The organism is Kitasatospora sp. GP30 (assembly GCF_029892145.1).
In the GTDB taxonomy this organism is placed as follows: Bacteria; Actinomycetota; Actinomycetes; order Streptomycetales; family Streptomycetaceae; genus Kitasatospora; species Kitasatospora acidiphila.
Genome location: NZ_JARZAH010000006.1, coordinates 195216 through 209055, shown reverse-complemented (window position 1 = coordinate 209055; position 13840 = coordinate 195216). Strand labels below are relative to the sequence as shown.

Here is a 13840-nt window from a genome sequence, read left to right as displayed (position 1 = left end):
GGACGTGGGCATCCGTACCGGCTGGTCAGGGGCGCCCGCGGGGTATGGGCGCGGCCCCCGGGCTGAGGAGCTCGGGGGCCGCGGTGTGGGGCTGAGGACGGGTCAGGGCTGGGGGACGTTCGGGGGGTTGGGGCCGGTCCAGCTGTAGATGTAGTTGGTCTGGCCGTCCTTCCACGAGGTGTACGGGGCCGGGTTGACGTCCATGCACTGATTGGCGTCGTCGGCCGCGTTCTGCGAGTTCTGGACGGCCGAGCTGGGCATGGCGGTGGGCGCGGGCGCCTGCGGGGCGCTGCCGCCGCCACCGGCGCCGAAGGTGTCGCCGCTGTTCCAGTCGGTGCCGACCCGCAGGGTCACCGAGGTGCCCGACTCGCCGGACTGCTCCAGGGCCGAGTCCGGCAGGCCGAGCGCGGCGGCCACGGTCTTGGCCGAGTCCGCCTTGTTGGCGGGGTAGAGCAGCTTGGTGGGCGCGTTGGCGACCTTGGTGCCGTCCGCTGAGGCACGGGTGAAGCCCTGCTGGACCAGCGCGTCGGTGATCGCCTTGGCACGGCCGGTGACTCCGCTGGAGTTCTGCACGGCGACATGGATGGTCGACTTGTCGACCGGGACGGAGGGCGCGGCCGCGGCCGGGGGGCTGCTCGGCGCGGCCTGGGAGGGCGCGGCCGGGGCGGGGGAGTTGTTGGCGGACGGCGGCGCGTTCTTGTCGAGCGGCACGTCGTTGACGATCATCTGGAACAGCTTCTGGGAGTCCGGGGTGGTCTCCACCAGCATGCTCTTCGGGTTCTTCGGGTCCGGCACGTACTGCCACGGCATGGTGACCGTGGTGATCCGGTTGGTCGGGACCTTGTTGAGCTCCAGCGCCAGGCTGGTCAGCGCGCTGACGGTGCCGAGGCTCTTGTCCACCGTGAGCGCACTGGTGGCGGCCTGGGCCAGGTCGTTGAGCTTGACCGGGTTGGCCAGGGTGCCGGCCGACTTGAACTCGCGGATCATCGAGTTGATGTAGAGGTGCTGGGCCTGGGCACGGCCGATGTCGGAACCGTCGCCGAAGGCGTGCCGGGTGCGCAGCCACTCCAGAGCCTGCTCGCCCTTGATGGGGTGGGTGCCGGCCGGGAGGACCAGGTGGGAGCCGATCTCGTGGACGGTGCCGTCCGGGTCGTGCTGGATCTGGTCGTCCTTGACGTTCTCCTTGGTGCACACGTTCACACCGCCGATGGCGTCGGCCATGCTCACCACACCGGAGAAGTCGACCATCATGTAGTGGTCGATGTGGATCTGGGTGAGCAGCTCCCAGGTGTCCACCACGCAGCCCGGGTCGTTGACGTTGAGGCTGTCGGTGATGATCGTGTGCCGGGCCTTGAGGACCTTGCCGTTCTTGTCCTTGCAGTCCGGGATGCTCGCCTGGGTGTCACGCGGGATGCTCATGATCGACGCGTTGCTGCGGTCCGCCGAGAGGTGGACCAGCATCTCCACGTCCGCGTGCGGGGCGCTGTCGTCGCAGGCACCGCCGAGCTGGCAGTCCTGGGCGCTGTTGCGACCGTCGGAGCCCAGCATCAGGATGTTCAGCGGCTTCCGGCCGAACGCGTCGGCCTTGGAGTCCGGGGCGAGGGCGGAGCCGCCGTTGTTCAGGTTGCCCTTCTTGATGTTGGAGTTGAGCTCCTGGATGTAGAGGTAACCGCCACCGACCGAGACCAGCAGGGTGAGGCCGACCCCGTAGGCGGTGTACTTCAGCGCCCGCCTGCGCCTGGCGGCCTTGGTCAACGGGGCCTTGCGGCCGCGGGCGCGGCCGCCGGCCGCCGCACCGCCGGCGCCGCTCCCGGTGCCACCGCCGTTGCCCGCGGCCCGTCGGCCGCGTCCGCCCTTCGAGGGCTGCTGGGCAGCACGGCGAGCAGCGGCACGGCCGCCTTCCGCCGGGCTGCCGCCGGTCGGTTGACCATCGGTTGAGCGGTTACCGTCAAGCGTCATAGGTGTCCACCAAGCGGGCTTTGCCAGGTCCTCCCTGGACTCTTGGCGGGAGACTATATCAATTCGAAATCATAGGTTTATGTGAGGATCCTAAGTTTCTGGGGACCCTGTGAAGGCCTTGTACGTAAACTGCCTACCCGCTGGTATCCCCAACGTACACAACGGTGTTGACGTCTCTGGCAGTGGGAGCGGTTCATGGCTGACGGCAAGTACGCCCGGGTCGAGCGGGAGCGGCGGTTCCTGATGGCGGGGGAGCCGGATCGGCGGGCGGTGACGGCCACCCGTCGGGTCACCGACCGCTACCTCACCGGCACCAGGCTGCGGCTGCGCGAGATGGTCCACCTGGAGACGGGGGAGGCGGTGTACAAGCTGACCCAGAAGCTGCCGGGTGACCAGCCGGACTGGGGGTTGACCACCACCTGCTACCTCTCGCCCGCCGAGTACCGGGTGTTCGCCACCCTGCCCGGTGCCGTGCTGGCCAAGACCCGCTACAGCGTCCCGCCGTTGGGCATCGACGTGTTCGACGCCCCGCTGGCCCCGCTGGCGCTGGCCGAGGCCGAGTTCGACAGCGAGGCCGAGGCGCGCGCCTTCCGGCCGCCGGCCGGTGCCATCGCCGAGGTCACCGCCGACCCCCGTTTCACCGGCGGCCGCCTGGTCACCGTCGAGCCGGGCGAACTGCGCGGCTGGCTCGCGGAGTACGGCCTCCAGTAATAAGGACCGGGTCAGGCGCCGGCTGCCGGCGGCGTGATCAGCTCCAGGACCCGGGTCCAGCAGGCCGGGTCGGCGGCGACCAGCAGGCCGGTGCGGTCGTCGTCGGGGCGGTAGGGGGAGCCGTCGAGGCGCTGAGCCACGGCGCCGGCCTCGGTGGCGAGCAGGGCGCCGGGGGCGTGGTCCCAGGGGAGGGTGCGCTGGTAGCGCAGGAAGTCCACGGCGCCGGTGAGCAGGCGGGGGTAGTCGACGCCGGCCGCCTTGGCGCCGCTCTCCACCAGGGCGAAGTGGGACCGGACGGTCTCGACGTGCTCCCGGATCGCCGGATCCAGGTACTTGGTCAGCGCGGCGCCGCGGATCTGCTCGGGTTCGGCGGGCGCCGGCTCGCGGTGCAGCCGCACGCCCGAGCTCCAGGCGCCGCCGCCGAGCTCGGCGGTGAACTCCTGGCCGAGCGCGGGCTGGACGATCCAGCAGGCCACCGTGCGCCCGTCCCGGACCAGTGCCGCCTGTACCGCGTACTCGGGGCGGCCGGCCACGAAGTTCGCGGTGCCGTCCAGCGGGTCGACCACCCAGGCGGCCGGGGCCTCGCGCAGCGCCCGCAGCAGCCCGGGGTCGGCGGCCGTTGCCTCCTCGCCCACCACGGGCGCGTCCAGCAGTTCGCGCAGCCGCCGGGTGATCAGCTGCTCCGCCTCCCGGTCGGCCACGGTGACCAGTTCGCCGGGGGACTTCTCGGTGATCTCACCGGCGGCCAGCGCTTGATAGCGCGGCAGGATCGCGGTGGCGGCGGCTTCGTGCAGGATCTCGGTCACGTTTTCCATGTACATGGCAACCCAGGGTAGCGGTGTCAATGGTCAGCCGTCGCCCCGGCGGTGGCCGACAGCAGGCGGGCGGCTGTACTTCTTCAAAACGGCCGGCCAAGAGCGAGGAGTTCAAGACCACGGCCGTACGGGCAGCCGGCGCGCCCGCCCCGGGCATACCACGTCAAGTCACGGCTTGGCCAGGAACTCCTCGACCAGTCGGTTGAGTTCAGCTGCCTGCTGGTAGGGCATGCCGTGGTGGGTGACCCCGGGGAGCAGGCCGATCTGCGCGCCGGGCAGCAGCCGGGCGGCCGCGGCCTGAACGGCGCGGGCGTCGTGGCAGCGGCTCTCGGCGGCCAGCAGGACCAGGGTGGGCGCCTGGCAGCCCGCCAGCCGCGCCGCCTTGGGGCGGGGCGGGATGACGAACTTGGCGCGCGGGAACTCGGCGGCCCGGCCGTAGAGTTCGAGCCAGGCCGGGTCAAGCTCCTGGCCGCCGGTCTCCCAGTCGAGAAAGCGCCGCGCCCGTGCGGCGCTGGGCCGGGCCAGCATCGGCAGGGCGTGCAGCAGATAGCCGATGCGGAAGCCGGCGAAGACCTGGGTGGGGTCGAGCAGCACCATCCGGCGCACCCGCTGCGGACGGCTCAGCGCGTAACTCATCGCGATCCCGGCGCCGTAGGAGTGCGCGAGCAGGTCGGGGGCGGCCAGCGACAGGCCGTCGAGCACGCCGTCCAGCCAGGTGTGCAGGTCGTCCACCGTGCGCAGCGGTCGCCGTCCGGGGCGGCTGAACCCGGCCTCGCCGATCCGGTCCACCGCGTAGAGCCGCCGGGTGCGGGCGAGTTCGGCCGCGTTGGCGAACCAGACGGCCGATGTGGTGCTGCCGCTGTGCTGGAGGACCAGCGGCTCGCCGTCGCGCGGCCCGCAGGCGGTGACCACGGTGGTGCCGAACTCCGAAGCCAGCTCGATCCGTTCGACCGGCACCCGCCAGCGCTCCAGGACGGCTTCCTGGGCTGACTGGCATCGGCGCTGCTGATCGGTCATGGTGTAGCCCCCTTGAGGGAGATATGTTGCTGGGCAAGTATCTCGCTGAGCGAGAGAATAGCCCCTGGGTCGCCGGAGCAGGAGATGGGTCAGCAGATGCGTCGGATACCGAACGCCGGGCCGGAGTTCGCAGTGGTGCACCAGCTGCGCGCGGTCACGGTGGAACTCGACTTGCTGGGTGGGGAGTTCGCCCAGCGCAACGGGCTGCACCCGACCGATCTGCGGGCCCTGATCTGCCTTCTGGACGCGGCCCGCTCCGACACCCCGGCCACCCCCGGCTGGCTGGGCGGTCAGCTGAAGCTGAACTCGGCCGGCACCACCGCCCTGTTGGACCGGCTGGAGCGGCTCGGCCTGGTCCGCCGCACCCGGGACGACAGGGACAGGCGGCGGGTCCTGCTGGTGGTGGAGGAGCAGGCGGTGGTGCTCGGCGAGACGTTCTTCGGCCCGCTGATCGGCGCGCTGGTGGGCATGCTGCGGGACTTCACGCCGGACGAGGTCGCCGTGGTGCAGCGGTTCCTGGGTGGGGTGGCGGAGTTGGTGGCGCAGCGGCGCCAGGACGGTTAGCCCGCCCGGGCCGGCGCCGGCGGGGGGCGGGGGTCAGGCCACCTCGGTCTCCAGGGCCAGCAGTTCCGCGACGGTCTGCCGGCGCCGGATCAGCTTGCTCTGCCCGCCGTCGACCAGGACCTCGGGCAGCAGCGGGCGGGAGTTGTAGTTGGAGGACATGCTCGCCCCGTAGGCCCCGGTGTCATGGAAGACCACCAGGTCGCCGATCTCGGCCCGGGGCAGCGGGATCGGCTCCACATCGCCGCCCTCGGCCTGGGTGAAGACGTCGCCCGACTCGCACAGCGGCCCGGCGAGCACGGTGTCCCGGACCGCCTCGGTGCGGGTCTCGCCGCCCGGCGTGAGCACCGAGACCCGGTGGCTGCTGCCGTACATGGCGGGCCGCATCAGGTCGTTGAAGCCGGCGTCGACCAGCACGAAGTGGTTGCTGCCGACCGGCTTCTGCGCTCGCACCTCGCTGACCAGCGCCCCGGAGCCGGCCACCAGGAACCGGCCCGGCTCGATCTCCAGCCGTACCGGATGGCCGAGTTCGCGCACCAGCTCCTGGCGGGCCGCGTCCCACAGCCGGAAGTACCGCTCGGTGTCCACCTCGGGCCGGCCGGGGTGGTACGGCACCGTCAGACCGCCGCCGGCCGAGATCGCCCGCACGTCCCGGTCACTGAGCCGCACCTGCTTGACCATGGTCTCGCAGACCGCCTCCAGGTGGCCGTAGTCCACTCCGGAGCCGATGTGCATGTGCAGGCCGATCAGCTCCAGGCCGTAGCGGTCGACCAACTCCAGGCTCTGACCCAGGTGTTCGTGCCAGATGCCGTGCTTGCTCTGCTCGCCGCCGGTGTTGGTCTTGCGGCTGTGCCCGTGCCCGAAGCCGGGGTTGATCCGCAGCCAGACCGGGTGCCCGGGGGAGGCCGCGCCGAGCTGCTCCAGCATCTGCGGGGAGCCGGCGTTGACCGGCAGGCGCAGCTCCACCACCCGGCGCAGGGTGGCCCGGTCCAGCAGGTCGGCGGTGAAGACCACCGGCTCGTCGGGCCCGTGCACCTGGTAGCCGGCGGTGAGGGCACGCTCGATCTCGCCCAGCGAGACGGCGTCGACCAGCACCCCCTCGGCCCGCATCAGGCGCAGGATGTGGGTGTTGGAGCAGGCCTTCTGGGCGAACCGGATGACGTCGAAGCTGCGCAGCCGGGCGATCTGGGCGCGGATCCGGTCGGCGTCGTAGACCCAGGCCGGGGTGCCGTACTGCTGGGCGACGCGGGCGAGCCGCGGTCCGCTCAGCGGGTCGGTGGGCTCGGCGGTCGCGGCGTACGGCGCGGTGGTCACTGGTGGGTCCTTAGGGCAGGGTCGGGGGCGGCGGGGTGGCCGGCGCCGATCCTGCGCGATCGAGTGGCGGGTGCGCTCGGCTGTCCACTTCCTGGACCGTACTCGGGGCTCGCGGCGGTGGTGAAATCGCTCTCCGGGGCCCCGGCCACGGTGTTTCGGCCCAGGCGGCGGACCGGCGGAACATGTCCGTGCGCGGGGTGGTGCGGTGCGGACGAATCCCAGTCGGGCGGGGCGAGGTCGGGAGAAAATTTTTCGGGGCCGACGGCGGCGACCGGGTTCCCTCGGGCGGCCGCACGTATCGTGCCGGCCAAATTCGACATGGCCCCGTCAAAGCCCTGCGCACCGAAACCCTACTGCACTGCGGTACAGGAATTCCGGGTGACAACCGCGGTATTCCGTGAATGGCCGGCGGATCCGGAATTCGCCCCGTGACCTGCGATGTCGGCGGCGGGCAATGCGGAGAAATGGACAATTCCACAGACTGGCCCGCGTCCAGTCTAGCCTGTCGAGCCGTCACTCGGCGTTCGACTATCCAGTCTTGACGGTTGAACGTCACCTCCGGCCTTAAGGTGATGTTTCAACTTGGTGACCAGAGGTGACGGTACGTCAACAAGCGGCCCGGCGAGCGCTACGCGGCTTCGTCACAATGGAGTTCAGCATCCGATGAGTGTCGGCAAGGTGGTCGACACTGTGTCAGGTCGCTTGTAGTTTGTGGGTCGAATTCGCGGGGACTCGCTCACGGCGGCCCGATCCGCTCTCTGGATCGCGGGTATGAGGGAGCCCAGGAAGGGATGAAATGATCACCGGTACCGAAGTGGCAGCGCGGCCACTTCTTCTCCTGGTCGCGACGGGCCTGCGGTCGTACCGCGAGTACCTGCTCCGATCGATCGGCACGGAGTTCCGGATACACCTGTTCCACACCGTGGAGCCCACCTGGGAGCAGGAGTATTTGAGCGGTTGGACGGTGGTCCCCGACACCTATGACGGCCCCGGGATGGCCGCCACCGCCGCTGAACTGCACCGGGAGCAGCCGTTCGACGGAGTCCTCTGCTGGGACGAGGGCCGGATCCACGCGGCCTCCCACATCGCCGAGGCGCTCGAGCTGCCGAACGGCGACCCGGGCGCGATCTGGCGGATGCGCGACAAGGGGCAGACCCGCCGGGCGCTGGACGCCGCCGGCCTGCCCCAGCCCGCCTCGATCCCGGTGACCACCGAGCAGCAGGCGCTGGACGCCGCCGCCCGGATCGGCTACCCGGTGATCCTCAAGCCGCGCGGCTACGGCGCCAGCATCGGCGTGATCCGGGTCGACGGCCCGGAGCAGCTCAGCGCGGGCTTCGCCTTCACCAGCGCGGCCACCCTGCCCGACCCGATCGTCTTCGACTCCGCGGAGCCCTACCTGGTCGAGGAGTGCGTGGTCGGTGAGGAGATCAGCGTCGACTCGGTGGTGCAGGGCGGCAAGGCCACCCCGCTGTTCATCGGCCGCAAGGTGGTCGGCTACCCGCCCTACGCGGAGGAGATCGGCCACCGGGTCGAGGCCGCCGACCCACTGCTCGCCGACTCCGGCTTCGCCGACCTGCTCACCGACATCCACGCCGCGCTCGGCTTCACCGACGGCTGGACGCACTGCGAGTTCATGCTCACCGCCGACGGCCCCAAGCTGATCGAGGCCAACGGCCGGCTCGGCGGCGACCTGATCCCCTACCTCGGCCGGCTGGCCACCGGGATCGACCCCGGCCTGGCGGCCGCCCGGGTGGCCTGCGGCCTGGCACCGGAGGTCACGGCGACCCGCTCGCAGGCAACGGCGATCCGGTTCTTCTACGTCGCCGAGGACGACACCGCCATCGGCGCCATCGGGTTCGACGAGGAGCGGCTGCCCGCCGAGGTCGACCGGGCGGTGGCCATCGCCGCTCCCGGCGCGGTGTTCTCACCGCCGCCGAAGGGCACCCTGGTGGGCCGGATCGCCTACGCCACGGTCGCCGCCGCCTCCCGGCAGGCCTGCGACCGGGCGCTGGACGCAGCCGGCGCCGCACTCGTCGTCACCCCGGCCTGAGCGGGGCCCACCGATGGAGAGACCTGCCCGATGAGCAAGAAGGCGAAGACCGCCGGCCCCGGGCCGTGGAGCACCTTCGTGCAGTCACCGATCGCGGTGAAGGCGATCCTGGCCGGCGTGGTGATCAGCCGGCTGGGTGCGTTCCTCAGCATCTTCCTGGTGCTCTACCTGACCTCCCGCGGCTACTCGGCCGACCAGGCCACCCTGGCGCTCGGCGGCTACGGCGCCGGCCAGGTGCTCGGGATCCTGGTCGGCGGCGCGCTGGCCAACGCGCTGGGCGCGCGCAATGCCACCGTGCTGAGCATGACCGGCTCGGCGCTGCTGCTGGTGCTGGTCTACTACGTCAACAGCTTCCCGCTGATCGTCGCCTCGGTGGTGCTGGTCGGCCTCTTCCAGGCCATCTACCGGCCCGCGTCCTCAGCGCTGCTGTCCGAACTCACCCCGCCCGACCGGCAGGTGATGATCTTCGGGATCTGGCGGCTCGGCCTCAACCTGGGTACCACGCTCTGCCCGCAGCTCGGCTTCCTGCTGTTCCGCCTCGGCGGGCACGGCTACGCGATCCTGTTCTGGGGCGAGGCGGTGGTGGCGCTGGCGTACGGCGTGATGGCCTTCGCCACCCTGCCGCGCAAGCTGGGGCAGCGGCCCGCCGAGCCGGTGGCGGCCGCGGCCAAGGCGCCCAAGGAGAGCTATCTGCAGGTGTTCAGGGACACCCGCTACGTGTTCTTCCTGCTGGCCACGCTCGCCAACGCGATCATCTACACCCAGTACCTGTCGACCCTGCCGCTGGACGTCACCCGCGCGCATGTGGACGTCTTCTGGTACAGCCTCGCGGTCTCGGCCAACAGCGTCATCGTGATCCTCTTCGAGCTGCCGCTGACCAAGTTCACCCAGAACTGGCCGATCAAGATCAGCGCGGGCTGCGCCTTCGCGCTGGTCGGCCTCGGCGAGGCGTGCTACGGGCTGCCGTTGGGCGCGGCAGTGATCCTGATCGGCACCCTGATCTGGACATTGGGCGAGATCCTGGGCGGCCCCACCATCTTCGCCTACCCGGCCATCGTCGCCCCCGAGCGGCTGAAGGCCCGCTACATCAGCAGCTTCCAGGTGATGTTCAACGCCGGCACCGCGATCGGGCCGGTGATCGGCGGTGTGCTCTTCCAGCAACTCCACCACGGCGTCTGGCCGGTGGTGGCGGTGTTCGCGGTCTTCTCGGCCGTCTTCGGGGCGCTCGGCATGAAGCCGGTCCGGCCCGTGGTCGACGTCCGGCAGCCGGCGGCCGAGGCCGAGCCGGTCGCCGAGGGCGTCTGACGACCCGCGCTGCGGCGGGTCCTTCCTATCCAACGCGGCTCCGGCGGCGCGCCGTGCGGCCACCCCGCCCGGCGCGGCGCCGACCAGCCGGCGCCGATGCGTACAACTCCGGGCTCCGCGACATGGCGCCCGGTGACGGTTCTGGGACAACAGCTGCCCGGGGGGCACGGATGAGAACTGTGGAGCAGATACCGATCGACGCAGTGCAGTCGGGCGACTCGCCCCGCTTCCAGGGGGTGGACGAGGAGCACGTGCGGCGGCTCGCCGAGACCGACGCCGAACTGCCGCCGATCCTGGTGCACCGCGCCACCATGCGGGTGATCGACGGCGCGCACCGGCTGCGCGCCGCCCACAGCAGGGGCGCGGACGCCATCACCGTCGAGTTCTTCGACGGCACCGAGGCCGAGGCCTTCATCCTCGGCGTGCAGGCCAATGTGGCCCACGGCCTGCCGCTGTCGCTGGCCGAGCGCAAGGCGGCCGCCCGCCGCATCGTCGAACTCCAGCCCGAGTTGGCCGACCGGGCGGTGGCCCGGGCCACCGGGCTGGCGGCCAGCACGGTCGGGGTGATCCGCCGTCAGGCCATCGGCGAAGGGGCGCGCAGCGGCAGTCGGCTGGGCCGCGACGGGCGGTTACGGCCGGTGGACGGCGGCGAGGGCCGGCGGCGGGCCGTCGCGGTGATCCGGGACAGCCCGGACGCCTCGCTGCGTGAGATCGCCCAGGCCGCCGGGGTGTCGCTCGGCACCGCACACGACATCCGGGCCCGGCTCGACCGCGGGGAGGACCCGCTGGGCCGGCCCGAAGCGGCGACGGCCGAGCCGACCGCCGAGCTGGCCGCGATGCGCCGGATCGCCACCGAGCCGGCCACGCCCCGGCAAGCCAGGCCCGAGCCGTTCGCCGGCCTGGAGAGCCTGCGGCGCGACCCCTCGCTGCGCTTCACCGACCACGGGCGGGCCCTGCTGGTCTGGCTGCACCGGCGGCTGGTGGTGGTCGGCGAGGCGGAGAGCGAACTGGACAACATCCCGCCGCACCTGCTGCCGGTGGTCGCCGAGCTGGCCCAGGAGTGCTCGGACATCTGGCACAACCTCTCGCTCGAACTCCAGTACCGCGCACGGCAGATCGGCTGATCCGATGGAACTGCGCGACGACCGCGGGATCGCGGTGATCGGTGGCGGCCTGGCCGGTGCGGTGCTCGCCTGGCGGTTGACCCGGATGGGACACCCGGTCACGGTACTGACCGGCGGTGCCACCGTCGCCCGGGACGCCACGGCGATCTCCGGTGGCCTGGTACGAGCCTTCGAGACCGATCCGCTGGCGGCCACGGCGGCCGCGCTCAGCCTGGCCGAGCTGCGTGCCGATGCCGGGCTGCGCGAGCTGGCCGGCTACCGGGAGTTCGGCTCCAGCTATCTGCTGCCGCCCGGCAGTACCGAGGCGGCGATCCGGCCCGTGCTCGACCTGGTCGGTGAACTGCTGCCTGGCGCCGCCGAGTTGATGGACGCCGCCGAGCTGAAGGCCTTCCGCGGGCTACCGCCCGGCACCCTGGCGGTGGTCGAACCGGCCGCGGGCTGCCTGTCACCGGCCCGGCTGCGCGCCGGACTGCTGGCGGCGGTCGAGGCGGTGGGCGGCACGGTCCGCGCCGAGGCGGTGACGGCGCTCGCACCCGACGGCGAGCTGCGCACCGCAGCGAGGGGCGGCGAGCGGTTCCGTGCGGTGGTGGTCGCCGCCGGGCCGTGGACGCCGCGGCTGCTGCGGAGTTGGGGGCTGCCCGATCAGGGCCTGCGCGCCAAGCAGATCCAGTACACCCTCGGCGGCACCAGCCAACTCCCGCCCGGGATGGGCGCGTTCGTGGACGAGACCAGCGGCCTCTACGGCCGCCCGGACGGCCCGCACCGGATGCTGCTCGGACTGCCCACCGACCGCTGGGACATGGACCCGGGCGCCCTCACCCCGCTGCCCGAGCTGGCCGCCCAGGTGGCGGCCTGCGCGGCCGAGCGGCTGGGCCTGGCCGACTGGCCCGGCCCGGACGCCAGGACGGCCACCGCGGCCGACTGCTGGGCCCCGCCCGGCGGCCTCGCCGGGCTGCTGCTGCGCCGACTGCTGCCGCACGGCCCGCTGTTCACCTTCACCGGCGGCACCGGCGGCGCGGCCAAGACCGTGCTCGCCAATTCCCGGGATGCCGCGACCATGCTCGTCGAGGCCTTCCCGGCCTCCTGAAATTGTCAAACGGTCGTCAACTCGCTGTGAAATTCGTTCAGTTGAACGCCTTGTCCGAGAAAAATCGAGCTGACTAGCATTCAGCTGCAATCACCCGCCACCCGCCCGCGGCAGTGTCGCCCGGGGTGGTTCCCACATTCTCAGAAAAGGGGATGGCTTTGGCACGCCAGGACGTTGAACTGCTCGCCATCGGCGCCGGGCCGGCAAACCTCGCCCTGGCAGTGGCGCTGGAGGAGCTGGCTCCGGCCGGCCTCGCCGAGAGCACCGTCATCGCCGAGCGGTACGACTCGGTGGTGTGGCAGCGCGGCATGCTGCTGCCCTGGACGCAGAGCCAGGTGTCCTTCCTGAAGGACTTGGTGACGCTGCGCAATCCGACCAGCCGCTTCTCGTTCGTCAATTACCTGCACAACGTGGGGCGGTTGGACGAATTCATCAACCTGGGCACGTTCACGCCCTATCGGCAGGAGATCTCCGGCTATCTGCAGTGGGTTGCCGACACGCTCACCAAGGTGCGGATCGGCTACGGCCGCCGGGCGGTCGCGATCGCCCCCCGGCACGGCGCCGGCGGCCGACTGGAGGGCTGGCTGACCAGCTTCGCCGACGGCAGCGAGATCCACTCCCGCGACCTGGTGATCGGCGCCGGACGGGACTCGCGGATCCCCGCCGAGTTCGCGGCGCTGCCCGCCGACCGGCTGATCCACAGCGCCGACTACTCGGCCCGGATCGCCGCCCTGGACCCGGCCGGCAAGCACCGGTTCGCGGTGATCGGCGGCGCCCAGAGCGCGGCCGAACTGCTCTGGGCCGTCCACCAGGGCTTCCCGGCCGCCGCGACCACCATGGTGATGCGCTCCATCGGCCTGAAGAACTACGAATCCAGCAAGTTCACCAACGAGATCTACTACAGCTCGTTCATCGACCAGTTCTTCCAGGCCACCGGCCCGGCCCGGGACCAGCTGCTGCGCGAGATGCACCTGAGCAACTACGCGGGCCTGGCCCCGGCGATGCTGGACACGCTCTACCGGCAGCGCTACCTGGAGCGGCTCAGCGGTGACGAGCGGCTGAAGCTGATCACCATGACCGACATCACCGCCACCCGCTTCGAGGGCGACGAGGTGGTGCTCACCCTGACCGACCGGCTGACCGGCACCAGCACCGAACTGGCGGCCGACTACGTGCTGTTGGGCACCGGCTTCGACAGTCGGATGCCGGCCCTGGTGCGCGGCCTGGCCGACCGGCTGGGCCTGGCCGAGACTACCGTCGACCGCAACTACCGGCTGTGCGTGCCAGGCGCCGAGGGCGGCCCCTCGGTCTATCTGCAGGGCGTCAACGAGGCCACCCACGGCATCTCCGACTCGCTGCTGAGCGTGCTGGCGATGCGCTCCAGCGAGATCGTCGGCGACCTGCTCCAACACCGGATGGGCACCGGCCTGCTCGCCGACGTCGCCTGAGACCTCCCGAACCGAAAGCAGACCCGCCATGACCATGGAAATCCGCCCGCTGAACCGCGACGGGCTGACCTTCGAGTACGACCTGTACACCCAGCGCCTGGTGCCCTGGCCGCTGCTGAACGCGCCGTTCGAGGGCTGCTGGTCGATCGTCGAACCGGGCACCTCCTCGCGCCCGCACGAGCACCACGAGTACGAGATCTGGATCGCCGCCAAGGGCGAGGGCGAGATCGAGGCCGACGGGGTGCGCCGTCCGTTCAAGGCCGGCGACGTCGTGCACTTCACGCCCCACACCGAGCACTTCGCCCTCAACCCCAAGGGCGCCGACGGCAACCTGGAGTTCTACTCGATCTGGTGGGACACCGAGTTGGCCGTCGCCTTCCTGGACCGGCACCAGGCGAGCGCCGAATGACCGAGCACACGCCGGCCGACCGCGCAGTGAGCGACGAGGC

12 protein-coding genes are annotated in these 13840 nt (G+C 71.4%); 8 read left to right on the top strand and 4 right to left on the bottom strand.

All coding sequences use genetic code 11. From position 1 onward, the window contains the following. Positions 1 to 102: 102 nt before the first annotated feature. The gene (locus tag P3T35_RS12555; RefSeq protein WP_101379362.1) at positions 103 to 1959 is read right to left on the bottom strand and encodes an LCP family protein; all 1857 of its coding nucleotides are present in this window, start codon (positions 1957 to 1959) and stop codon (positions 103 to 105) included. A gap of 195 nt (positions 1960 to 2154) precedes the next feature. Here P3T35_RS12555 and P3T35_RS12550 point away from each other — a divergent pair, with 195 nt between their 5' ends. Beyond that, complete coding sequence (locus P3T35_RS12550; RefSeq protein ID WP_101379361.1) at positions 2155 to 2670, top strand: hypothetical protein; 516 nt, start codon at positions 2155 to 2157, stop codon at positions 2668 to 2670. Positions 2671 to 2681: 11 nt separating this feature from the next. Here P3T35_RS12550 and P3T35_RS12545 read toward each other — a convergent pair whose 3' ends face one another. Continuing rightward, complete coding sequence (locus P3T35_RS12545) at positions 2682 to 3491, bottom strand: inositol monophosphatase (protein ID WP_101379360.1); 810 nt, start codon at positions 3489 to 3491, stop codon at positions 2682 to 2684. Between the two features lie 162 nt (positions 3492 to 3653). Further along, positions 3654 to 4502: an alpha/beta hydrolase gene (locus P3T35_RS12540; RefSeq protein WP_101379359.1), complete on the bottom strand. Its 849-nt coding sequence runs from the start codon at positions 4500 to 4502 to the stop codon at positions 3654 to 3656. Between the two features lie 96 nt (positions 4503 to 4598). Between P3T35_RS12540 and P3T35_RS12535 the strand changes: the two genes are divergently transcribed. Then, entirely contained in the window at positions 4599 to 5066 is a 468-nt protein-coding gene (locus P3T35_RS12535; RefSeq protein WP_101384884.1) for a MarR family transcriptional regulator, read from the top strand. A 33-nt stretch (positions 5067 to 5099) separates the two neighbouring features. Here P3T35_RS12535 and lysA read toward each other — a convergent pair whose 3' ends face one another. Then, positions 5100 to 6377: a diaminopimelate decarboxylase gene (lysA, locus tag P3T35_RS12530; protein WP_101379358.1), complete on the bottom strand. Its 1278-nt coding sequence runs from the start codon at positions 6375 to 6377 to the stop codon at positions 5100 to 5102. 796 nt (positions 6378 to 7173) lie between these two features. On the opposite strand from lysA, the gene P3T35_RS12525 reads away from it, so the two are divergent. The 6 genes from P3T35_RS12525 to P3T35_RS12500 all read left to right on the top strand — a co-directional run bounded on the left by P3T35_RS12525 (position 7174) and on the right by P3T35_RS12500 (position 13800). After that, entirely contained in the window at positions 7174 to 8427 is a 1254-nt protein-coding gene (locus tag P3T35_RS12525; RefSeq protein WP_101379357.1) for an ATP-grasp domain-containing protein, read from the top strand. Between the two features lie 30 nt (positions 8428 to 8457). Then, complete coding sequence (locus P3T35_RS12520) at positions 8458 to 9732, top strand: MFS transporter (RefSeq protein ID WP_101379356.1); 1275 nt, start codon at positions 8458 to 8460, stop codon at positions 9730 to 9732. Between the two features lie 170 nt (positions 9733 to 9902). Continuing rightward, positions 9903 to 10856: a ParB N-terminal domain-containing protein gene (locus tag P3T35_RS12515; RefSeq protein WP_218976646.1), complete on the top strand. Its 954-nt coding sequence runs from the start codon at positions 9903 to 9905 to the stop codon at positions 10854 to 10856. A gap of 4 nt (positions 10857 to 10860) precedes the next feature. Beyond that, positions 10861 to 11943: an FAD-dependent oxidoreductase gene (locus P3T35_RS12510; protein WP_101379354.1), complete on the top strand. Its 1083-nt coding sequence runs from the start codon at positions 10861 to 10863 to the stop codon at positions 11941 to 11943. 152 nt (positions 11944 to 12095) lie between these two features. Next, entirely contained in the window at positions 12096 to 13391 is a 1296-nt protein-coding gene (locus P3T35_RS12505; RefSeq protein ID WP_348533409.1) for a SidA/IucD/PvdA family monooxygenase, read from the top strand. A 28-nt stretch (positions 13392 to 13419) separates the two neighbouring features. Further along, complete coding sequence (locus tag P3T35_RS12500; RefSeq protein WP_348533408.1) at positions 13420 to 13800, top strand: cupin domain-containing protein; 381 nt, start codon at positions 13420 to 13422, stop codon at positions 13798 to 13800. Positions 13801 to 13840: the final 40 nt, after the last annotated feature.

Excerpts from the sequence above, each read along its gene's own strand:
- P3T35_RS12525 (WP_101379357.1), top strand. The coding sequence starts at position 7,174 with ATGATCACCGGTACCGAAGTGGCAGCGCGGCCACTTCTTCTCCTGGTC.
- P3T35_RS12520 (WP_101379356.1), top strand. The coding sequence starts at position 8,458 with ATGAGCAAGAAGGCGAAGACCGCCGGCCCCGGGCCGTGGAGCACCTTC.
- P3T35_RS12500 (WP_348533408.1), top strand. The coding sequence starts at position 13,420 with ATGACCATGGAAATCCGCCCGCTGAACCGCGACGGGCTGACCTTCGAG.
- P3T35_RS12545 (WP_101379360.1), bottom strand. The coding sequence starts at position 3,491 with ATGTACATGGAAAACGTGACCGAGATCCTGCACGAAGCCGCCGCCACC.
- P3T35_RS12540 (WP_101379359.1), bottom strand. The coding sequence starts at position 4,502 with ATGACCGATCAGCAGCGCCGATGCCAGTCAGCCCAGGAAGCCGTCCTG.
- P3T35_RS12505 (WP_348533409.1), top strand. The coding sequence starts at position 12,096 with ATGGCTTTGGCACGCCAGGACGTTGAACTGCTCGCCATCGGCGCCGGG.
- P3T35_RS12515 (WP_218976646.1), top strand. The coding sequence starts at position 9,903 with ATGAGAACTGTGGAGCAGATACCGATCGACGCAGTGCAGTCGGGCGAC.
- P3T35_RS12555 (WP_101379362.1), bottom strand. The coding sequence starts at position 1,959 with ATGACGCTTGACGGTAACCGCTCAACCGATGGTCAACCGACCGGCGGC.
- P3T35_RS12510 (WP_101379354.1), top strand. The coding sequence starts at position 10,861 with ATGGAACTGCGCGACGACCGCGGGATCGCGGTGATCGGTGGCGGCCTG.
- P3T35_RS12535 (WP_101384884.1), top strand. The coding sequence starts at position 4,599 with ATGCGTCGGATACCGAACGCCGGGCCGGAGTTCGCAGTGGTGCACCAG.
- P3T35_RS12550 (WP_101379361.1), top strand. The coding sequence starts at position 2,155 with ATGGCTGACGGCAAGTACGCCCGGGTCGAGCGGGAGCGGCGGTTCCTG.